The sequence below is a fragment of the Mesorhizobium sp. genome (assembly GCF_017306585.1).
Lineage (GTDB): Bacteria > Pseudomonadota > Alphaproteobacteria > Rhizobiales > Rhizobiaceae > Mesorhizobium.
Genome location: NZ_JAFKIC010000168.1, coordinates 1 through 21,130, shown reverse-complemented (window position 1 = coordinate 21,130; position 21,130 = coordinate 1). Strand labels below are relative to the sequence as shown.

Here is a 21,130-nt window from a genome sequence, read left to right as displayed (position 1 = left end):
TGACCGCAAAATCTCCGTGCTTTTCAGTTGGAGGGGCATAGGTGTGAACCAGGAGGAGATTGACGAGCTACTTCTTGAAGCACTGAGGAGACTGTACGAAGAGGAAGAACATCTCTTTCGCGCAGACGCAGCCGAACGCACAGTGTGCGCGAGGCTCGCGATGATACTACAGGGATCATTCGACCATCATTCCGTTGACGTTGAGTTCAATCGACATGGCTTCGATCCCAAAGAGATCGAATGGCCGGATACTGACGGCACGCCAACGGTCAACAAGGTCTATCCTGACATCATCGTGCATCAACGGGGTCACGACGAGGAAAACCTCCTTGTCATCGAAGTGAAGAAGACTTCGAACCCGGCTCCAGATGAGGGCGATCTTCAGAAACTCAGTCGGATAAAGCATGCACTGAACTATCGCTATGCCGTGTTTCTCCGGTTGCCTTTTAGGAATGACGCGGAGATTGACAAGGTACAGGTCAATTGGATCGCCTAGCAGCCGACTGTCACGGCTGCTTTCAACCCGTCTGGACCAACATGCGCTATGACTTGAGAGGAAAATTCGTTTGTGGCAAGTGCTTCGGCGATCAGGGCCTTGTCAATTACTGCCTCACATACGCGCAAAGGAAGAAGTGCGACTTCTGCCGCACGCGCGCCAACGATTTGATCGCGGCGCCGCTTTACGAGGTGCTCGATCATGTCAAGGAGTGCGTTTTCAAGCAGTACGACAATCCCGACAATGCGGGCTTGCCGTATGAGTCCGCCGAAGGCGGTTATCAGGGCACTACCTACGACACCGAGGAAGTGCTGGATTCGCTGGACCTCGATTTTTCCCGCGACAAGACGAACACTCTCCGCGACATCGTTATCAACAGCCTTGGAAACGACCTGTGGAGCGAGGCCGAACCTTTCAGGCTGACCGCTCGGCAGCATCTCGATTATAGTTGGGACCACTTCTGCGAGGTCATCAAGCACGAGCGGAGATATTTCTTCTTCCAGATCGGATCCGGGACTGCCGATCCAGAGGAGGAACTCGACACACCGGCCGAGATTCTGAGGCGGATCTTTGACTATGCGGAGGAGGTCGGAGCCTTTGTCACCATGCCGGCAGGGACGCTACTCTTTCGCGCCCGCTTTCAACCAGCAGGCAAGGTCTACCGGACCGCGGGAGAGCTCGGCCCGCCGCCCGTCGACTTCGCTACACAGACAAATCGGATGAGCCCGCCCGGCATCGTGATGACCTACGTATCCGAAGATCGGGCCACGGCGCTTGCCGAAACCGTAAACGGGCGAGGAACATATGCGATCGGAGAGTTCCTGACGGAACGTCCAGCGCTCATTCTCGACCTTAGCAATCTTCCTCCGACACCGTCGATCTTCGCGGAAATTCCGGATTCCTATCCTTACGATCCGCGTCCGCGCATCGGATTTCTGCAGAGCGTCAGCCGTGAAATCTCAAGGTCCATTGCCCGCGATGATCGGGTGCATGTGGAATACGTACCGACCCAGGTTGTCACCGAGTATGTGAGAGCCGTGCTCACGATTGACGGACGAAACGTGGATGGGATTCGCTATCGGAGTTCGCGCAATTGGAAGAAGACGGCGATGGTGCTGTTTGCCGATCGAAACAATCTCGTGCTCGAGAGGGGCGAACAAGGCGAGTGGTATGGTCTAAATCGAGATCGATGGCTTCGCCTCGACAAGGCAAGCTCGAAGCGTGTGTTGAAATTGCCGACTTAGTCCGCCGTTTGCCACGCAGAACAGCCGGGGAATATGCAGGTGTTCCATGGACGAATAGAACACGTCGAGATCGGGATGTTGCCCTGCCTATCCGTGGCGTCATCGGAAATCCAGCGTCTTCACTATGATGCGGTCGATATGCTCGTAAGGATCGACGATATTTCGGCCCTTCGGCAGGCTCCTTGGATCGATACCTGGCGCACCATGATAGGCCTCGTCGCCTCGAACATGCGGCAAGGGGAACGGCATCTCGCGGCTTCCCGCGCAAGGTGCCCGAGGAAGAACTACCGATCTGCGCTGTCTGGGATGAAGCCGACTAGGCAGCAGTCCAGGCTTGCTGTGCCGCTGGCCCACCGACAAGATGCCAGACTCGACCGAACGCGAGCTTGTACGGGAACCGGAGCGTTTCAGGTTCACGTCGGAGGAAGAGCGCAGCGAAAGGCATGAATATTCCGGGACAGCAGCCCAAAAGAGAGCATCATTTCTACGTCTCAACCGCCAAGTTTCTTTTCCATCACCCTGAACATGGCATAGTGGCCGTGCGGGATCCGATAAGACTTGGGGATGCGGAGCAGCATGCGCTCAGCCCTCTGATAATTTATGGGCTGACCGTCGCCGGCCTTCCTATTCGCTGGTTGACATTCTCTGCCGTCAACCAGCGCATACCATTCTGTGAGGTGCTACAGACTGCCTGGAAGACCGCTGAGGGCTTGCGTGGGCTTCCGGATATCCTTCGCGTGAACCGCCATCTCGCACAGGCCGATCCCGCGCTAGTGGCGGACATGGCGCGAGTCGGCATTCAGCTTAAGATCGCAGACGCCAAGGACAAGTGGCTACCTGCATCTTTACGCTCGGCACAGGATGCCGCCCGGTGGTTGTTGAGAAGGCACGGTCCTGGTACCCCGTCTCTCACCGAAGCGATCTATGCTTTGTGTCTTGATGCCCGAGAAGATCACGAACATAGCTCCCGGCGCGGCTCTCGCGGATCGAGTAATCGAGACCTAGAAGATCGAATTGAACAATGGTTATCGCTGCCAATGCGCCCGTCAGCGTCAATTCCCGTCGAGGGCACGGATTGGAAGGCCGGTCCATGGCTGTCGTCCTGGGAATCCTCCTTGCCACCTGACCGGCCTCGCTACTTTCGCCACGACAGTCTTGACAACGGGACCTGGTTACTCTCAGGCAGCGCCCCAGCAGAAGATTGCGGCGAGGATGACTTAGCACCGATCGAATATGGGTATGACAATGCGGCGGAAGTCGCCAAGAGTCTGATAGGATGCTGGCCCAATCCTCCGAAGGAAATCGCCGCCGCGGCCGACACTACCCTGCGACAGCTCCAGTGGTTTATCTCAGAGCAGACCACCCTCGACCGATCGACGCGCTTCCGCCTGGAAGGCCTTCTGGGAATAGAATATGACGAGGCACAGGGCAGCTACACACCGGCAGGACCATACGTCCTGATCGCCCAGAAGCCTCACGCACTAGAAGATATCTGCCAGAAAATCTCCGGGGGCGGTGATGCTTGCCCCTGCGAGATCGTCCCAGCCCAAGGATCTGCCGATCCAAGCTGGAGATACGTCCTGATCAATGCGTACGGGAGCCCGCCAAGCATTGTTATGGCGCCCCGGGGTGCGCCTATTACGGACCGCCTCCCCGACTTGATCTTGAATTATGAAGGTGTCCGACCGGTCTCCCTACCTCTTTACAAGGATGTTGTGTCAACCTGTGCCCGGGCCTGTCAAACACCTGAGGCCAACGTGCGGGAGATGAAAGACTTCGCAAGACGATATGAACAGAAATGGGCGGATTGCGTGTGGCTGCCGGACTGAGAATTCTAATCGTACTTTGGTGCCAATGTCTCATCGCGTTCGAACATACCGACCTGGGTTCCTTGCGCAGTTTCTTCCCTCGGGGAAATGGAAGCTGACGCTGAAGCCGTCGTCGCCAACGGTCGTAAACCTCGGTTTCGGCAAGACTGCCTATCTGCCTTGCCTGGACATCATTGCCATCTCGGTCGAAAAGGCATTGCTCTGGCACTCTGTCGAAATCCGATCGCGGGACCGGACCGATCGACTTTCCTGTCTCGGTCAGAAAGCCGCAGTGCAGCTGGCGGCCGACCTTTACAGCTTCATCAATAGCCACCTGTTCGACCTGGTTGGCTCGGAGACCGCCCGCCTCAACGAGGTGGATGTGCGGCTTCGGGCCATCACCGAGAACCAGCGGCAGTATCTGGCCCACGCCGATCTTGCTCGCGCGATTGCGGCTGTTCCGGGCAAAGCTGCGGCAGCATTGTCCCATCCCCTCTTCGATCCGCAGATGATGCCATCAGATTTGAAGACTGCCCTGCCGTCGTCGTTCGCCTTCCTCACCGATCCAACCGCTCGTCATCGGTACAATGATGAGTTTGTTTTCGCCGAACTCGCCAGATGCCGTCCGTTCTTCGATGACCTCGACGGACGATCCCTCTCCGACCAACAGCGGGAGGCCTGCATCCGTCTGGAGGACAACAACCTACTGGTCGCCTCGGCGGGGTCCGGAAAGTCCGCCACCATGGTCGGCAAGGTAGCCTATGTCCTCGACAAGCAGCTCTACCGCCCCGAAGAAATCCTTGTTCTCGCGTTCAACAAGAGCGCGGCCAACGAACTGAAAGAGCGGATCTCCCGTCAACTCGGCGTCGATGCGGCAAACCTGGAATGCCTGGTGTCCACCTTTCATGCACTTGGCCGGGGCATCATCGAGGAGGTCGACGGCCGTCCTCCGCAGCTTGCTGACTGGGTTGAACACCCTGCTGGAGAGGCGAAGGTGATCGAACAGATCATCGAGGAACTGCTGGGCTCGGACCCTGAATTCGCCAGGCTTTGGGTCGACCTACTGGTTCTTCATCCCAAAGCGGATATCCCGGCCGAGGTCTTCGATACGAAAGCGGATCACGAGCGCTATTTGTCAGTGCGCCGGCAGAAGGGGCGCGCTACCATTGGCACGCTGGCCGGCAATTATGTGAAGTCGCTCCAGGAGCAGACGATCGTCAACTGGCTCTGGCTGCATTCCGTCGAGTTCGAATATGAGCGGCAGATCTCGGTCGAAGACGAGACCGGCGCGATCCGGCACGTGCATCCGGACTTCTATTACCCCGCCAGCAAAACAGTCCATGAGCATCTGGCCATCAATGCCGACGGCTCGTCGCCCTTCACGGACTACGTCGTCCATGCCGAAAGCAAGCTGGCCGCCTATCGCAAGGCGGAACTGGATGCGTTCCAGACTACGTCGGCACAAGCGGGCAATGGTTCACTGGTTGCAGCACTCGAGGGCGAGCTGGCGAAACGCAACGTTCCATTCGAGCGAAAACGCTACTCAGCGATCGTCAAGGCCCTCGAACCGGTCGTGATCAAACACTACCACAAGCTGGTCGCGGTCTGCATCAAACACATCCGCGCCAGCCACCTGACCCTGGACATGTTGCTCGAGCGCGCCAAATCCCTCCACGATCACGCTCGCGCCAAGGAATTTGCGCGGGCGGTCTGGACCATCACCGAAGCCTATTCCCGGAATCTGGAAGGAGCCAACCGCATCGACTTCGACTCGATGATCGCCAATGCAACACGCCTCGTGGAATCCGGGCAGTATCAGAGCCCCTACTCCCTTATCCTTGCCGATGAATTCCAGGACATTTCCGAGCCGAGCGCGAACCTCATCAAGGCGCTGAAGCACCAGAGGCCGTTCATCAAAATTTTCGCCGTCGGCGACGACTGGCAGTCCATCTACCGCTTTGCCGGCTCCGATATGACGATCTTCACCCAGTTCGAGGCGAACTTCGGCGCGAGCTGGCAGGGTCGCCTTGAACAGACTTATCGCTGCAACCAGCTCGTCGCCGAAACCGCCGCGGGCTTCGTGCAGCGCAATCCTGCCCAGCTCAAGAAATCGGTGCGATCGACCCGACCGGCGATCGCCCGATCGATCCGCGTCATTCCGATCGATAGCGACCATGGCAAACCCGGCTTCGCCAACGCCTGCAAGCGGCTGCTCGAGCGGCTCGACCTTTTTCTGGGGGGTATCGCAGAGCGGGACGATCGGCGCCGGCAGCTGAAGGTGATGGTGCTCTGGCGCTACAACCAGCTCGACCCGTTCAACAGATCAAGGCCAAGGTTCGAGAACATCGATGTTTCCGGAATGTCGTTCCATCGGGCCAAAGGGCTCGAGGCCGACTACACAATCTTGCTCGACGTCAGTGAAGGCGAGTATGGGGTGCCGAGCCGGATCGACGACGATGAACTCCTAAATCTGGTCATGCCGCGTCCAGAGACATTCGAATATGCCGAGGAGCGGCGCCTATTCTATGTCGCTCTGACCCGCGCTAGCCGCGGCGTGTTCCTGCTCACGAACAGCCGTCAACCATCTCGTTACATCCGCGAGCTCTCCGAGATCGCCGGCGACAACCTCCGCTTTGAGAGCATTGACGGCGACCTCTTGCGTCAGTGTCCGACCTGTCGTGTCGGCCAGCTCGTTGAGCGAAGAGGGCCCAATAACAGCCGATTCTTCGGATGCAACCAGTATCCTGATTGCGATCACACATCGCCGCTGAAGTGACCGACGACCGAGCTATTTACTTTCGGCCTCAAACTTCTTGAGCAAGGATGTCGCCAGGTCCTTACCTTCGAAATAGAGGCCGATTTCATCCAACGGGTTGTCCTCCAGACCTGACTGGGAGCCCCAGTTCAGGCTGCTGACGACGACATGGTCGCTGTCCCACGCGAGGAACTTGGCATGCAGCTGCGGCTCGGGCACGCCAGCAAGCTCAACTATGCCATTAAGCCGCTCGCGTTGCTTTGTCACATGGCCGCGTTTGACCGGGCCGGAGCGGCGTGAGTAATAGACTCGGACATCGCTCAGTCGCCGGCCGGCAACCTCAGCCGGGTCAAACAGGGCCGGCACCATGTTTGCGCCGATCCTGTTCGTACAGCAGATGAAGCGCTCTTGCGCCTCGTGCGCAGCGACACGCAGCAGACGCTCGTGATCATGGGCGTGAAGGATCGTCAGCATGGCTGTCGGCGTTTGCGCCTCTTGGGTGCTCGACAGCAAGTTTCTCCGGCGCCGCAGTTCAGCAGCCATGAACTGAAGCGTCTCGACGGACCGGCTAGCGCTGGACAGCTTGGAAATGATTGCGCGAAGCAGATCCAGTCCTTCCGCGACGGCGTTGGCCTCGCGGAGTTCGGCCGAGACTTCGACCGCCGAGAACGGGGAGGAGAGCCAGTTGCACGAGCCCATCACAACGACGGCACCATCCTGACCGTTATCGGCGGCGAGGAACTTTGCGTGGCTCCCGACCGGATCCCTTTGCACCTGGAGATAGCCCCTCGTCTGCCGGACGGCGGACATGCGGACAAAGAGTTCCTGCATGGCCGTGGCGTGCTTGGCGCGATCAAGAGATGTGCCGAAGAACAGGTGGCATCTGACGCCCCGCCTGCAGGCATCCTCCAGCGATCGCCAGATGCGTTCGCGGCTCTCCCTGCCTTTTTCATCGGACTGCGATGCGACGAAGGTTGAAAGGACAAATATGTTGGACTTGGCCGCGCCCACGATCTGCTCGAAGCGTAGCAGGTGCTGTTCGGAACCAACGACAAGATGCTCGGCATCAAATCGTGTTTCGACAGGAACGGGATGATCTGCAGGCGGGGTCGTGGTTTTCGGTAGAACACCGGTCTTGATCGTCGCCTTGAGCGCCTCGACAAGCTGGTCGCTTGCTCCTTGCGGCAGGACGCCGTCTCCCACCTCGTCGAGGTTGAGCACCAAGAATCTCGGTTCCAGAAAGGAGCTGTTGGCCTGAACGCCCCGCAGCCACTCGCCGGGCCTGAGCATGCCCACCATGAACTGGTTGACACGCTGCATCATCGAGTAGTGCGTTTCGGGTGGCTCCCCTTCCGGAAACGTGATGATCGCGCCCTTGCTGGGCAGCTTGGTGACGGAAATCGTGTCAACGTCCTTGGTCCTGAAAACCGATTGTCCGACTTTCTCGTAGACAACGCTGACGCCGATCTCACGATCAGCGGTGCGTTCCGGAAGTGCGCGTCCCGCGCGTATGAAGTCATGACCAACACTGCTGGTGGCCAGAACCGGCTGCGGCGACAGCCGGACTTCGACAAGTCCGAATTGCATCAGCCGCGCCACGGTGGAGCCGACAACTTGCCGGGGAATTTTGAGAGCATTGGAAATGTCATCGATCGTTCCCGGGCTTCGATCCAGTGACAGCAGGATCATTTCCTCAACCGGACTCCAGCCCCAGGTCCGCTGGACGATGCCGGGTGCCCGATAGTGCCAGGCCGGTATGTAGATGTTGTTCACAGGGGTAGCCTCCCCTGCTCATCGACGGCGATGACGGAGGCACCCTTGCCGATCCCCGGAAATTCCGTCTCGGACAGGCGCGCTATTTCGCTGAGGATTTTCCGTAGAAAGGCGAACTCATCGCTCAGCGCGTCCGGGTCGATCCCATTCACCGCATTGGTGATGAACTGCCGGCTGGTTGCCAGGATTAGCTTGTGCTTGGCGCGACTGAGCAGGACGTTCAACCGTTGAGGATTCATCATGAAGCCGAGGGCCCTCGACCCTACGAGAACGTTGTTCCGCACAAGGCTGGCGACAACCACATCGGCCTCACCGCCCTGGAAACTGTCGCTCGTGTAGACGAACTGTGCATCGCCTCGCGGGCTGGCAAAGCCAAAGAGCGTACCCCTTGCGGTATCCACCTGAGGCTTGAGCAGCCGCTCTATGTGATTCACCTGCGCCAAATACGGAGAGACCACCACGAGCGTCGGCACCGGCTCGCCCTTCCGGATGATCGGCCGTAGTTTTTTCATGGCTGCCAGCAATGCCGTCGCTTCGACCTCATTGCGATAGGAACGCTTCACCGGTTGCTCGAACGCCCGCCGCTTGACCACGCTGAGGGAGGGGAGGTCCATGATCACGATCGGAGATGCGGGAAATCCATCCACGCACTCCACAACTTGCTTGCGCGCCGTCACACGTTCCGAAGAGACAAGTTGCTGCTTGTAGAACGTGTTGGAAACCAGCTCGCATATGGCCGGGTGCATTCGGCTCTGCTCGCGTAGCGTGTTGGCGATCGAGCTGGGACGGTGCGTGTCTTCCGCTCTGGTCTCTTCACGTATCGCAATGGATCTGAACGGTTCTTCAAGGCGAGACGCTATGGCGAGAACGTCGCTGAGCAAGAACTGGTCCGCCTTCAGTGCATTGAGCGCCAACTCCACCTCGTTCGGCAAGTCAGAAATCGCCGCCAGCTTCTCCTTCGCGTCCCGCAGCAGTTCGTTCGCCCGGCTGGCATCGTAGAACTTCTGACGTTGGGCCGCGTCGAAGGGAGACAGCTGATTGTGATCGCCGATCATCACTCTGCGATTTCCCAGGAGCAGAGCACCGATCAGTTCGGCGCCGTTGGCCCGCGCGGCCTCCTCGATGAAAACCCAGTCGAACTGCTCGCCATCGGCTATCATCTCCTCAATGACATGCGACGATGTCGTCGCCAGCGTGACGTCCGACGAGCGGAGCATCAGATTATCCGTATCGCGCAAAGCGCGGTCGGCAATCGATTGCTCCGAAGTGTCATGAGGACTGAGCGCCTGGGTGATCTGATTGAGCTGGTTCGTCATGACGGCGGCGCTGTCCGCGTCTGGTTTCGACACGGAGCGCAGCAGAGAACGCGAACTCCGCCTCAGCGTGCTCTCTTTTTCGCTTGAACGCGACCGCTCGACGCGAACGACGATGGTGGATTCTGCCGGGAGGAATTTCCGAAGTTCGTCCTCCATGTGGAGAAGCGTCTCATGATTTTGTGCGGATATGAGGATTCGAGCACCGGAGGTCTGATTCAGGATGCTCTTCGCAAGATGCGAGATCAGAAACGTCTTTCCCACGCCAGGCGGCCCGACAACGACATTGATGGATTTCCCGGCAATGATCGACTGCCACGCCTCGATCTTGGATCGCTCCATTTTCGCGTCAACCGGCGGTGGGCCGGGAACTGCTATTTCGCGCAGAACCTCATCCATGGCGACCTGCGCCGGATCGTCCAATGCCCTGAGGAGCTCGACATTGGACCTTGCGGCCACGATGTTCTGGAGCCGTCGCCGAATGGCGCGCTCGGTTCCGGTATCCTTCCGAGGCCGGAGATAGAGACGCTGCCCCGGTGGGATCGACAGATTGGTCCCGAAGGCGAGTGCCGTTTTCCCGTTGATCAGGCCGTCGCCCTCGTAGCTGAGTTCCGGCACGCGCTCACGACCCGTTGCGAGGCTCGCAGTCTGCGACAGTGTCCAGTTCGCTTTTCCGTCGTCGTCCCTTAGCTCGAGCCGGAGCGCATCGGCGGCCGGACGCAGGCCCATTGTCTCGCGATGGGCATCACGTTCCGTGTCATCCCGAGGCGCCAGCCAGACGACGTTCGCTTCCGCGTTCGTGGGACAGACCACGTCAACTGGATAAAGGCGAAACTGCTCCCTTAGCAATGTGAATGCTTCGAGGAGCATGAGCGCGAACCATATTGGAACGTCATCCGGCCTGTCGGCACTCTGGACGGGTTCCAGCAGGTCGCGCCAGCGCTTGGCGCCGGGACCGAGGTTCTGAACCCGCTCTTCGGCACCCGCTCGATTCCTGGAGAGGTGTAGTCGATGGATAATGTCGACCGCGCCATTCATCCATTCGTTCGAGCGACGTTGGTGCGCCGCCTCGATCATCCCGACAGAGTCGCTCACTATGCGTACGTTGTAGATTGCGAGATCCGTCATAAGACGTGCGATGTCTTGCCCGGCAGGGACGAGCCGGACGCCGGCTGAGAGCAGATCGTTAGCGACAAACTGCATGACCGCTGCGCCATCGTGCGCGGGTATCGTGCCTGACGCCAGCGCAGGCAGAACGCTCTGAATAACGTTCCTCGAGGGATACAGAATCAGTTCGCCATCGGAGCTGGAGCCGACTCGGTCGAGTTCAACGACGACGTTTCGCAGCTCTTCCAAGACGACGGCTCCGTCAAACAGCTGGAACTGCGGTGGACTGGCCAGCCGGTCCAGCATCCGGCGTTCGACGGACAACAATGAAGGAGGGGTGTCGCCGTCCAGCCCGAGAATGGAGTTGGCGACCGCGGCAAGATCGACCCAGTCCTGTCGGAACGAGATCGCGGCGGAGGCACGAAGAAGATGTCCAGACCCTCCAAGATCGCTGTCAGAAATATGGACGCATGCCTCGACCCCACCGAGACGCCAGTCGGTACTGTCGTCACGGTGCGAAAATATGGAATGCGTGTTTACACCACCGTGCACGATGCCCGCATCGTGACACAGCGCGAGTGCTTCTGCGACGCGGACAATATTCCGCCAGAAGAGGCCACGACTTGCACTAGTCAGAAAGCGGCCCTCCTTCGCGCTCCGCCGGTGGGAAGCTCTTGAAATCGGGCTTCCTGGGTCCACCATGACGATGGCGAGCTCGCGTTGGTCCTCCGCGATTTCCAGGACCTCAACCAGGACGTCCCGAGCGCGACGAGACGAAAGGACGCGCCGAATCCGCCTCAGTCCGCGGGCGATAATGGCTTTCAGATCATCGTCGAGCGCCGTACCCGCCTTCTTGAACAGGCGCAGGAGGTATCTCTCGCCGTCCTCGATGCCGACAGCGGTGCGGAGGTGGGAATCCCATCCTCCCGACAGTCGCGCGAACGAGTCATCGGCCAACGTGAAACGTAGTTCTAGCCCTGCGTTACTCTTCTTCTTGACCGCAGCCATATAGTCTCGCCTTTGAATACTTCTCTACCTAGCAGATTCGTTTGATGATCGCCTGGATGTTTGAGATGGCAACAAATCTGCCGCTCAGGCAACGACGCGGTCGTTGAGCTCGGCATAGGATGGCAGAGCCTCAATCCTGTCCCCAGCGGCATGCAGTCGTGCAACGCCGTCTTGTATGGATTCGACTTGGGGTTCGAAGAGATGCGGCATGATATCGGTCAGCCTCGGCAATTCGAGAATGCGACGCCGCTGCAGGTGACCGACAGCCCTTTCACGCGCCGAGCCGGAGGCCCATACGCCAGTCCCAGGATCGGCGAAATGCTCTTCATCGACGATGTCCTTGATCCAAAGCCACGGCGCAAGGCGCTCGACGCGGTTCGACGAAATGCGCCACAGCGGTAGATAGTCGCGCGCGAACAAGACTTCCGATGCGTCTTTTAGAGTCCAAAGGCCGTAGGGTAACCAAATGCGCGACGGAACGAAGTCCGGGAGCGGCGAACGTGGGGTGACAATCTCGAAGTCGGCCCGTTCGCCGAATCCCGTGTCGAAAAGCAGATAGGTTGGACGTCCCGGATACCGAAGATAGGCAGAGGTGTTGGAGCCGTATGCCTTGTCTCTGACGACCGTTCCGGGTTTGCCTCGGCCAAGGGAGCCGAAGACACGTTGTCTCCAGATGGTTCTACGCAGGAACATGTGGTCGTCGAGCGACCACGGCGTTGCTCGAAGAAGCCGCGATCGCGATACCGCATATTGGACGTCGGCATCCGGGAGCGCCAGGGCGTCAGCAAGTTCGAGGATGATGCGCAAGGCGTCATCGAGACTTACATGTTCCGTAGCCGCGAGACTATTTGGCTGAGCAGCGGTCGAGAGCTCATGCCAGTCGCGGTAGGCGAGCGCCCGCGAGAGGGCCTCTTGCACGGTCGCGAGTTTTAGTTTGGCCGTGATGCGAGCCAGTTGTTTTGCAGCCTGCTTCGGCCGAACGAGATCGGGAAAATGGATTCGCATGGAACCGCTCCGGCGGTGCTTGCAACGGCGTGTCCACTTGGCCCGCGCACCTTGAAGAGAGGTTCATACGGGGTGATTGTTCATTCCTGCCCGCAGGCTTCGCCAACGTGGACGGCATGGCCGGATCAGCCATGTCCCAGAATAGGCGATTTGACCCGATCGGCAAGCCAAAGTTGCTGTTCCCAGCAGTCGGGAACGACGTCAAACATCTGGACCTGGATTAGGGTGCAAGTCTGGAGGTCTGAAGGCGCGCAGCAATCCTCCAGAACCAGTCCTGATCTAGGTCGGGCTGGCCCATCGGCGACCCCAGAGCGTTCGCAGGGTGGTCGAATAAGGCATAGCATAGCTCGCTGTCGTCATGCCGCGCATGATATCGATGATGGCGCTTGGTCGAGTGGGGGAAGTCATGGATTTTGAGAAGGCCGCTGAGGCGTTTCGGCGAAAGGAACTCGAACTTGATTTCGCGACCATCACGATCGAGCAGTGCAAAGAAGCCGAGCCTGTCACCTATGTTGGGCCAGGGTACTTTCGGCAGGACGTGAGCGGCAGACTGGAAGTCAAATGCTATGCCACCACAACGCCGGAGGTAGGAATCGCAGCTTTCAATCGGCAGATGCGATCCACCTCCGGAAGCTTGTATCTGGAAGAGGATCACTATCGGTGTTCGGCAATCGACCATGCGGGGCATGAATGGGAGGCGAGCCCGTCACTTCTGGGGTCATCGATTTCCTTTGCGACGAATGCCAGTGTCATGACGCTCACCCCGCGCAGCCTCATTCGGCGACTGGGCTGGCGGGATACCACTTCACGGTTGCGGCTCGAATTCTTCGGCCAGCGTGAGCGAAACTGGACGGCCCTGATAGGGGAGCACGAAGTCGAATATGCGGATGGCCAGCAACTGGCTCTCACCATCCAGCCCGGCGCAGACGAGGCGGTCGTCGTCACCGCAAGCTTTCCAGGCAGCCTGCCCCCTGCCCTCGAAATGCGCCTGGTCGAGGCGTTGCAGTTCGTGCTCTGCCTCGACCTCCACGTCGACATTTCCGATACCGCCGGGGACGGCAAGCGAACAGCGGAACTGCGGTCTGCGGGCGCGCGGCGGTCGAGGGTCAACCCATACCCGCCGCTCGATACTCGCAGTCCAGGCAATTGGGCACCGATTATCACGCTATTGCAGCACTACCTAAAATATACGTTCGCAGGACAAATCGCCGATGCTTGGCATCCCTGCTCCGCGCACCTGGCGCATGCGCGCCAAGCAAGCGCAAACTCGCTTGAGGCTTGGGAGGTCGGCCTGTCCGTCGCGGTGGAGGGAATTGCCAACCTGATACCGGCCCAAGCGGCGTCTGAGACCGTCGATTATCGGGAGCTTCGGAAGAGGCTGACGGCATGGTTGGGTGAGAGCGGCTATCCCGACAGCCTCGTCAACCGGATCGGGGGCATGCTTGGCGGACTCGAGATGGTCCGGCCGAAGGATCGAATGATGGGCCTTGTGGACTGTGGAGCAGTGTCCAAGGACGACATCGGCGCTTGGGTGCGGGTGCGCAACACAGCGGTTCACACTCGCCAAATCACGTCGAGCGATTTTGACGATAACGAACTGCAGCGGCGGTTCGACCAGCTGCACCAGGTGTATCGCCTGATGCATGGCATGGTGTTTCACCTCATCGGCTATTCAGGACGATACTCCAACTATGCCGAGCGGGGCTTTCCCGATGCAGTTTTCCCATTGATCACGGTCGAGGGCGGCGCGATACCGGCGGCGCAGTAGGTGCTGGTCCAGCCCTGAGGTGCGCGGCAGGAGAGGCATCGGAGTCATATTCTCAGGTGATCCGCACGGCGTCAGTCAATGCGGCTGTGGCAATGTTTGAACTTCTTGCCTGATCCGCATGGGCATCGGAAAGCCCGCAACGGGTGCCCGAGCGGGCTTGTTGGGTCGATATTGTCAACCCTCGCGTACGTCGCCTTGGGGTCGAAGCTTGCCGATCAGGCAGCGGCGAAACGCCTACCGTGAATCTGTGTCCAATAATGCACAGGAGCCATCTTGCGGTGCACAGGTCGTGCCGGCCTCTCTGGAATCCGCTCTGCTCCGCCGAAATGGCTCGCAAGGCGTTCAAGCGAAATCGATCTCGCCGCGTCAGCCTCGCAGGCCAACCGCTCGCAACCATGCATCGACTTGGCCGAAGGCATCCTGCTGCCATTGTTCGGCCGTGCGGCCATCGAGGATGTCCGTCTCGGCGACGAATTTGCGGACGCTCGTCGCGCCGTAGCCGTCGAGCGCGTCGAATTTGTCGGCGATGTATTGATAGCCTCGCGCACCGCTTTCCTGCTCGAGCAAGGGCCTGCAGGCTTCGGCCAGAGCTTCTATACCATCGGGATAGTTTCGGATGCTGTAGTAGATGTCGTAGGCGTCCTTTTGTTTGTGCCGGCCATTGAGGGCGTGGCCTTTCATGGCGAGCAAAGCAGGAATCGAGCAAACGGCAACCTCGACACGATTGGTCCCTCCCTCCGGCATATCGCCGGTGATGGCGACCAGTTGGTAAAAGCGCAGGGCGAGGTCCGCGCCGTCGGCCCGCTGGACAGCGAAGTCTGTCAGGATCGGTGGACGGTTTTTCACGATCTCCGCATCGCGTGGCATCAGGAAATCTACGACAATGTCGATAGGCGCGCCTCCATCATTGAGGGGCACCTCACGCACGAGTTGGAAGCGTCGGAGTTCCTCACGCTGCTTGTACCCGTGTCCCATCAAGGCTTCGACCAAAGTGACGTATTCGCCGTCGCCGAGAGCCTCTGGGTTGAGCCCGAGATCGACGTCGAGCGTTCCGACGTGAGGCATGTCTTCATTGTCGAGAAGCAGCCAGGGAACAGCGCCGCCGATTACAGCGAACTTGCCCTTGAAGCTGCCCAGGATCTGCCCGATCTCGACCAGAACACCCTTTACGGCTCTTGTCGTGCGGTCCTCGTAATCTGCCGCGGACTGAGGGTCGGACGTGATTATTTTCGCCATGAAAGGAGTTCCTGTCTCAGGTGTTCCGCAGCTTCCGCTCCTCGTTCTCCAGCGGCGGAAAGGTCGAGGTAGGTTTGGACGGGGCTTGTACAGACCACGCCTAAGGCGGGTTCGACGGTATCGTGGAATAGGCCATGATCCTTGAGGACCACGACGATGACATTCGCGCCCGATGCGGCGGGTGACAGCTTCAGAGTATTTCGCAGGGCCGTAAGTCCGATTGAATCGGCGTAGAAATAGTGGGTGGATATCCTCCCGTAGGGCGCCAACCAATGTGCCGCTGAGAACGATGCAAACACCGCGTTGGGTCTGTCTTGCCCGACGCTCAACGTGCTGCGCGCCGAACTCTCGAGAGATTGGCCATGGAGCGTCGTGTAGAAACTCAGGCGTTCGCCGGCTGGTGGTTCGTAAGCGTCGCGCCAGGCGTCCAGGAGCCCGTCGGGCCGCGACAGCCGTAAGCCGTCGTCCGTGACCTCGGCCCACTCACGATCAACCAACTCGCTGCGGACGTTGCTGACGTGGCCCAGGCTGACGTCCGACGCTTGCGAGAGATCCGCAACACGCCATGCACGATCGGGATCGCGCAGGAGCGCCCGGAGGATCTGGGCGGATTTTGGTTTGAAGATCGATTTCAGGTTGCGCTGAATGGCGGGCGGTTTTGTATCAACCTGGCGCTCAATGAATACCGTGTCGAACGTGATCCGAGCGTTTCCCAGAAAGTCGAGATAGCCCACGTCGAACTCGCGGCAAAGCGCCTGCGCTTCCTGGGACAAGTAGGGAGCGATGAAGATCGGCATCGCTGGCGGATCGAACTCCTCCGCAGCCTTTTGAAGCTGAAAGAGTGCCGCACGCACGTGCCGCGGCTGACCGAACGGTTTGACTTCGCAAGCGAGAAAGCGCCGATTCCCGTTGAGGCTAAACTCTGCGAGAATATCGACGCTGGAGCCAGGCGGCGTCAGTTCGACCTTCTCCACGTGGATGACAGGGACGCTTCGCAACAACGCGGCGACGGCATCGGCTGCCTGGGTCTCCAGATCGTTCACTTCAAAGCGGGCTTTCAGCATTTGCTGAAATTGCACGATCCAGTGAAACTCGTCAACTGAATTTCAGCTAAAACCTCTTTTCAGCAAATGCTGAACGTTTGCTATGGGTGAAAAGGCACGCGGGCGATTGGCAGGCCCATGCTCGACAACAGGATCGATTATGGGCGGCCCATCGAGAGCGTCTGAAATAGCACCGAAGCATCACGAAATGCGAGGGCAGCAAGCTAATTGGCGCTCCGTTCCATTTACGTGCGAGGAGCCGCTTTCCCAACGATATCGCGCACGGTTCGCTGATCGAAGTGGATCGAAATTCCCCGCTTCGCAAAATACAGCAGATTGATGCCGAGGGCGGCGAGTGCCTTCCTGACCTGAAGTGGTGGTTCATCAGGCAGAACCATCACCTTCTTGCACGTTTCTCCGCCAAGGTGTTCGTACAGCGGAGCTGACCGAGTGCACGTTGGATGTCCGAGGCCGTCGCGTCGGACTTGATTTCGAACAGAAGTCTGTTCCGTTCCGCTTGAGCGAAGAGATCGGGACCATATCGTCCGAAACGACTGTTGGAATGCGGAATGTCCAGCGCATCGAGACTTTTGGTCAGCGCGTGCCAGATGTCCGCGTGCCGACGTTCAGCGGTTCTGGCCGCGACAGGCGGGAGGTTGTACGCGCCCTGTTTTTCTGGATTGGACGAGGCCTCGGCCTCGCTGACCCGATCGAACATGTCCTGGGCTACCGCGCCGAGCTGAAAATGAATCCGAACCCGGGCGCAGAGACTCGACGAACGCCGCAACGCAGTCTTGCACCTCGGGGGCCGCCCGGTCGAGGTCCGCGACGCGGTGGCACGATGCCACCGTTCCGTCCGCATAGCGAACACGAACGCGCTTCGATTTTGCAACGGTGTCGAACATCTCCTCGGTGACGCGAATGCCGCGCGGATGGAACCGACCCTGATGCAGCAGCCAACGATGGCCTTGTCCATCCTTGGCGAGCACGCCCTGCCGGTTCAGGTTCTTGCCAGCGCCTGGCGGCTTGATCTCTACCAGCATGTTGTCGCGCAATCGTGTCGGCTGCTGTCCGAAGACATTCCAGTACTTCTCAGGAGGCGTCCGCCGACCGCTCTCCGAAAAGTAGCCCCATACCCCGAGCCGTTCCTGCCAAATCGCCCCGTGCTTCAGCCCGGAGATTTTGCGCCCACCTATCGCAAACTTGCGCTCGAACAGGTTCACACATACACGGATCCCCGAACGCGACTCTACTGCTTCCAACATATTTGCACCCTCCCAAGCCCGGCAATCTGCGCCCGGTGCGCACACCGTCCCTGCGGCCAGCCTATGCCGATCCGATCGTCCAGTTCTCAAAGGCTGCGGCGACGAGCGCAGGGCCTGCTGCCTTACGGTGGCGCTTCGACATTTCGACAGCGCGGTCGATGAAGTCCGTCGTGCTGGAGCCGGGTGAGCGAGCGATGTCGGCGACTATTCGCGGCTGGCCGCAGACGATTTTGACTTCGTCCTCATCCCTTCCCATGGTCTCGATGGGTAGCTCAATCAATACCGTGTACTGCACACCCGCCAGATCAACGGTCAGAGGCGCCAGAATCGTGTCTTGCGAATCCACGACGCGGTCGTCGTCCCAACGCGGAAAAAACAAGTTCGCCCCGGCGATCGAGCCCAGTGCCAGAAGATCTTGGTGTTTTTCTATCCATTCGTAGAAGTCCGACAGCAGGACGTTGGGCGCATCGGGTTTGGCATGTCGATCGATGACGGATGCCATGCGACGAAGCATGGGCGCCACCGGAATCCAGTTGTGAAACGGCCCCGGTTCGCTCTCGGTCGCCGGCAATTCCAGTGCTACGGCTCCCAATTCGATCTTCACCGTCTTGTTCCGACGGGCCAGTATCGCGCCAACCTCGATTATCGTGACTGCTTCGTCCAGCTCGACCGACCGCGACCCGCCATAGTCGAAGTTCATGCCTGCCCATTCTTTATCGAAATCAAGGATGATCTCGAAGAACGCGTTGGCCATCCGGATCGGGGCGCTTGGTTCGCCGTCCTGTAGCGGCGGCACCGCGAACACCTGGACCGGAAATCTTGTCCATTGACCATCGTCCGGATCAGCGAGCTCAATCGATGCCGACATGAGAGGCGGCGCGTGAAACTCGAGGATCGCATCGCGGAAGAAGTCCGTGTCGTTCTCCAGGGCGATGCCGAACCGCCGGCGCTCTATGGTGAGATCCATCACGTCGATTTCCCGACGACTGCCCAGGAATAGACTGTGGATCTTCTCCCGGGCATCTTCGCCGGGAACAAAGAACCTGCCCACGACGGAACCGTCTTCAAAGCCGCACGTCTGTCGCTGTCGCGCCTTGCCCTCGATGTAGGCGGAAAACGATCCGCCAAGCATACCGTCAAGGGCAGTTGACAACCGTTCACCGCCGTTGCCCAGCTCGACTGCGTGTTTAAGCGGGATCGGAACCGTGACCTTGTGGAGCTTGCGATTTCCCCGAGCCTCTTCTCGTCGCACGCGGCGCAGTGTCCAGTAAATGACCGCTCCATCCACCGGAACCATCAGGCTGCGCCTGGGTAGCCTGTTTCCAATTCCGAATTCGAGCACGACGATCGCCGCCGGCAGATCGGCGTCGACGAGATGCTTGAGGGCCGAAAGCTTGATCCTGGGCGCCTCTCCTGCTCGGTCAGTCGATTTGACTTGGACGAGGAATTTCGGAAGGTCGTTCTGGCTGTCCAGCGGTGCTTGCGCCGAACGAACCGGTTCACGTTCGAGTAGGAAGTCCCACCCCAACCTGTCGACCAGGGATTTCTGAGCGCGGAACCCTTCCGGTTCGCACCAGCTTATGAACTGGTTCTCTCCCATCGTGCCGACATCCCGCCCTGCCATGTACGTTTCCTCCAGCTGTCGCACGTTAAGCGCGGATGTGTCCTGCACGCCTCAACAAGCCGAGACGTCAACTCCCAAGCAAGGTTCGGTCGGCTGACCCCGGAGCTGACGCTCATTCGCCGCGCCCACGGGGTGAAGGAGCGCGACGGGACGATGGCGCCCACGACTGCTCCGTTCCATCTACTGAAGTTTCTGCAGGATATAGCCGGGAAAAATCACCTCACTGCAGACAAGCTTTGCAGTGATTTGCTTCAATGCCTCAAGATCTTCACTGGTAGAAAAAATGACCTGCTGATTTCGCCGGCCTGCACCAGACGCCCTCTTCAACAGGTTCTCGAAGCTCACCTTCGAGGAAGACTGCTGTCGGGGCTCATCGAACACAAGCAATCCTGGGTGGTTGGTGTGCTTTGCATTCGCAAGTTCGAGCAAGCTTAGCTGATACGCCCACTTCAGCCTGATAGCGTCGCTCGCTGATGTCTCGAAGCCGATTTCGAAACCCTCCTTCTCGGGTCGGTAGCTATCTTCGGAAATGGACAGCTCAGAAGGCGAGAATGTACTGAATCCGAATTCACTTGCCTGACTTTGGAGAAGCTCCGTCAGAAGCTTCAGCTTATCCTGATCGCTGGTGGATAGCTTATCTCCCGGTATTTGTTCGCGCTCCTCGAGAAGCTTCCTGTAAGCGTCCTGTAAACTCCTCAAACGCTCAATTGCGTCATCAAATACTGCCTGAAGACCTTCTAGATCCCGCACCTTGGCTTCTGCCCGAATGCGTTCTTCAATGACGGCCGCTGAGGGATTCGATCCCGGCGCGACCAGCTCGGATCTAAGCAGTCGAATCTGCGCGTAGTGGTCAAAGAGTTCTCGGCTGATTGCGGACAGCTGATCGCTTCGTTCGGTCTCCTCGGCCTCTTCACGAGCGAGAATGTCTTCGAACATTCTCTTTTGTGATCGAATATATTCGATGTTGTCAGAAACCGGCATAACGGCTGAAAGGGCATCCTGGGACAACAAGGTGTCGACGAGTGTCTGCTCGCACGTCGGGCACCTGTCGGGGGTTAAGGTCGCCGTGACGCCCGAATAACGTTGTAGTTTCTGTACATCCAGATTCTTGGACAGATCATCATTGAGCGTATCGATGCGCCTTTCCAGGGACCGCATATCGGCCAATTTGAGCTGCTGAAGATTGTGAAGTTTGACCCGCCGCACATTGAGGGTATCCACCCGCTGGGTCAGCTGCTTGAGCTTTTCAGCAACTTCATCTGATTGGTCGTCGACATCAGGCACCGGGACCGATGCAAGAGTAGCTGCGGTCCCTCGATATCTGGAGACCATGGCGGAAAGGCCGGTCCATTCCGTTCCGTCGGCTAGCTGAATGTGCGCGCGAGCCAACGCATCGGGATCGGCAAGGGGACTCTCGCTCAAGGCTGCGATCCTCCCACCGGCCCGCGAAACGAACCGCTCCAGCTCCTCCCTAATTGCAGACCACTGCTTGGCATTTGAGACGATGCGCTCGGCCAAGCGCTCCCGCAACATCTCAGTAAGCGCCACGCCGCTCCCCTCGTGCGGCGCATGAGGTTAATGTGGCAAGAGTCCGCCGATCGTTAGAGACGGAGGGTCCAAGTGGGAGCAGACGGCAAAATGGACGTCCATTTGGACATCCCGACGACTGGCTACGCGGGTCGGCT

General features: G+C 59.0%; 15 protein-coding genes. 5 read left to right on the top strand and 10 right to left on the bottom strand.

All coding sequences use genetic code 11. From position 1 onward, the window contains the following. The first annotated feature begins 43 nt into the window (after positions 1-43). Positions 44-496, top strand: coding sequence for a hypothetical protein (locus J0I79_RS19780; protein WP_292862599.1), 453 nt, complete (start codon positions 44-46; stop codon positions 494-496). Positions 497-537: 41 nt separating this feature from the next. Next, positions 538-1,740, top strand: coding sequence for a HEPN-associated N-terminal domain-containing protein (locus tag J0I79_RS19775; RefSeq protein ID WP_292862596.1), 1,203 nt, complete (start codon positions 538-540; stop codon positions 1,738-1,740). Between the two features lie 99 nt (positions 1,741-1,839). Here the strand turns inward: J0I79_RS19775 and J0I79_RS19770 are convergent, their stop codons facing one another. After that, positions 1,840-1,989: a hypothetical protein gene (locus J0I79_RS19770; RefSeq protein ID WP_292862593.1), complete on the bottom strand. Its 150-nt coding sequence runs from the start codon at positions 1,987-1,989 to the stop codon at positions 1,840-1,842. A 194-nt stretch (positions 1,990-2,183) separates the two neighbouring features. Here J0I79_RS19770 and J0I79_RS19765 point away from each other — a divergent pair, with 194 nt between their 5' ends. Both J0I79_RS19765 and J0I79_RS19760 read left to right on the top strand, forming a co-directional pair. After that, positions 2,184-3,569: a hypothetical protein gene (locus J0I79_RS19765; RefSeq protein ID WP_292862590.1), complete on the top strand. Its 1,386-nt coding sequence runs from the start codon at positions 2,184-2,186 to the stop codon at positions 3,567-3,569. 25 nt (positions 3,570-3,594) lie between these two features. Further along, complete coding sequence (locus J0I79_RS19760) at positions 3,595-6,324, top strand: UvrD-helicase domain-containing protein (RefSeq protein WP_292862587.1); 2,730 nt, start codon at positions 3,595-3,597, stop codon at positions 6,322-6,324. A 12-nt stretch (positions 6,325-6,336) separates the two neighbouring features. Here the strand turns inward: J0I79_RS19760 and J0I79_RS19755 are convergent, their stop codons facing one another. The 3 genes from J0I79_RS19755 to J0I79_RS19745 all read right to left on the bottom strand — a co-directional run bounded on the left by J0I79_RS19755 (position 6,337) and on the right by J0I79_RS19745 (position 12,509). Beyond that, positions 6,337-8,076 carry a hypothetical protein gene (locus J0I79_RS19755; protein ID WP_292862584.1) on the bottom strand — a complete coding sequence of 580 codons (1,740 nt, stop codon included), beginning with the start codon at positions 8,074-8,076 and terminating at the stop codon, positions 6,337-6,339. Then, positions 8,073-11,504, bottom strand: a complete 3,432-nt coding sequence (locus tag J0I79_RS19750) for an AAA domain-containing protein (protein ID WP_292862581.1) — start codon at positions 11,502-11,504, stop codon at positions 8,073-8,075. The genes J0I79_RS19755 and J0I79_RS19750 overlap by 4 nt, the downstream gene beginning before the upstream one ends. Before the next feature lie 84 nt (positions 11,505-11,588). Then, positions 11,589-12,509, bottom strand: coding sequence for a hypothetical protein (locus J0I79_RS19745; RefSeq protein ID WP_292862578.1), 921 nt, complete (start codon positions 12,507-12,509; stop codon positions 11,589-11,591). 406 nt (positions 12,510-12,915) lie between these two features. Between J0I79_RS19745 and J0I79_RS19740 the strand changes: the two genes are divergently transcribed. Beyond that, a complete protein-coding gene (locus tag J0I79_RS19740; RefSeq protein ID WP_292862575.1) occupies positions 12,916-14,277 on the top strand; it encodes a hypothetical protein in 1,362 nt (453 codons plus the stop codon). A gap of 71 nt (positions 14,278-14,348) precedes the next feature. Here J0I79_RS19740 and J0I79_RS35140 read toward each other — a convergent pair whose 3' ends face one another. From J0I79_RS35140 to J0I79_RS19715, 6 genes are all read right to left on the bottom strand, one after another. Next, a complete protein-coding gene (locus J0I79_RS35140) occupies positions 14,349-14,417 on the bottom strand; it encodes an SEC-C metal-binding domain-containing protein (RefSeq protein ID WP_366014804.1) in 69 nt (22 codons plus the stop codon). A 226-nt stretch (positions 14,418-14,643) separates the two neighbouring features. Continuing rightward, positions 14,644-15,513, bottom strand: a complete 870-nt coding sequence (locus tag J0I79_RS19735) for a nucleotidyl transferase AbiEii/AbiGii toxin family protein (protein ID WP_292862572.1) — start codon at positions 15,511-15,513, stop codon at positions 14,644-14,646. Continuing rightward, positions 15,501-16,577 carry a type IV toxin-antitoxin system AbiEi family antitoxin gene (locus J0I79_RS19730; RefSeq protein WP_292862569.1) on the bottom strand — a complete coding sequence of 359 codons (1,077 nt, stop codon included), beginning with the start codon at positions 16,575-16,577 and terminating at the stop codon, positions 15,501-15,503. Before J0I79_RS19730 ends, J0I79_RS19735 begins: the two co-directional genes overlap by 13 nt. A gap of 605 nt (positions 16,578-17,182) precedes the next feature. Beyond that, on the bottom strand, positions 17,183-17,821 hold the full coding sequence (locus tag J0I79_RS19725) for a hypothetical protein (protein WP_292862566.1): 639 nt from the start codon (positions 17,819-17,821) through the stop codon (positions 17,183-17,185). A 61-nt stretch (positions 17,822-17,882) separates the two neighbouring features. Continuing rightward, positions 17,883-19,445, bottom strand: coding sequence for a hypothetical protein (locus tag J0I79_RS19720; protein WP_292862562.1), 1,563 nt, complete (start codon positions 19,443-19,445; stop codon positions 17,883-17,885). 180 nt (positions 19,446-19,625) lie between these two features. Continuing rightward, entirely contained in the window at positions 19,626-20,993 is a 1,368-nt protein-coding gene (locus J0I79_RS19715) for a hypothetical protein (RefSeq protein ID WP_292862559.1), read from the bottom strand. Positions 20,994-21,130: the final 137 nt, after the last annotated feature.

Coding starts and splice junctions, on each gene's coding strand:
- J0I79_RS19775 (WP_292862596.1), top strand. CDS start 538: ATGCGCTATGACTTGAGAGGAAAATTCGTTTGTGGCAAGTGCTTCGGC.
- J0I79_RS19770 (WP_292862593.1), bottom strand. CDS start 1,989: ATGCCGTTCCCCTTGCCGCATGTTCGAGGCGACGAGGCCTATCATGGT.
- J0I79_RS19765 (WP_292862590.1), top strand. CDS start 2,184: ATGAATATTCCGGGACAGCAGCCCAAAAGAGAGCATCATTTCTACGTC.
- J0I79_RS19760 (WP_292862587.1), top strand. CDS start 3,595: ATGTCTCATCGCGTTCGAACATACCGACCTGGGTTCCTTGCGCAGTTT.
- J0I79_RS19750 (WP_292862581.1), bottom strand. CDS start 11,504: ATGGCTGCGGTCAAGAAGAAGAGTAACGCAGGGCTAGAACTACGTTTC.
- J0I79_RS19745 (WP_292862578.1), bottom strand. CDS start 12,509: ATGCGAATCCATTTTCCCGATCTCGTTCGGCCGAAGCAGGCTGCAAAA.
- J0I79_RS19740 (WP_292862575.1), top strand. CDS start 12,916: ATGGATTTTGAGAAGGCCGCTGAGGCGTTTCGGCGAAAGGAACTCGAA.
- J0I79_RS19735 (WP_292862572.1), bottom strand. CDS start 15,513: ATGGCGAAAATAATCACGTCCGACCCTCAGTCCGCGGCAGATTACGAG.
- J0I79_RS19730 (WP_292862569.1), bottom strand. CDS start 16,577: ATGCTGAAAGCCCGCTTTGAAGTGAACGATCTGGAGACCCAGGCAGCC.
- J0I79_RS19725 (WP_292862566.1), bottom strand. CDS start 17,821: ATGTTGGAAGCAGTAGAGTCGCGTTCGGGGATCCGTGTATGTGTGAAC.
- J0I79_RS19720 (WP_292862562.1), bottom strand. CDS start 19,445: ATGGCAGGGCGGGATGTCGGCACGATGGGAGAGAACCAGTTCATAAGC.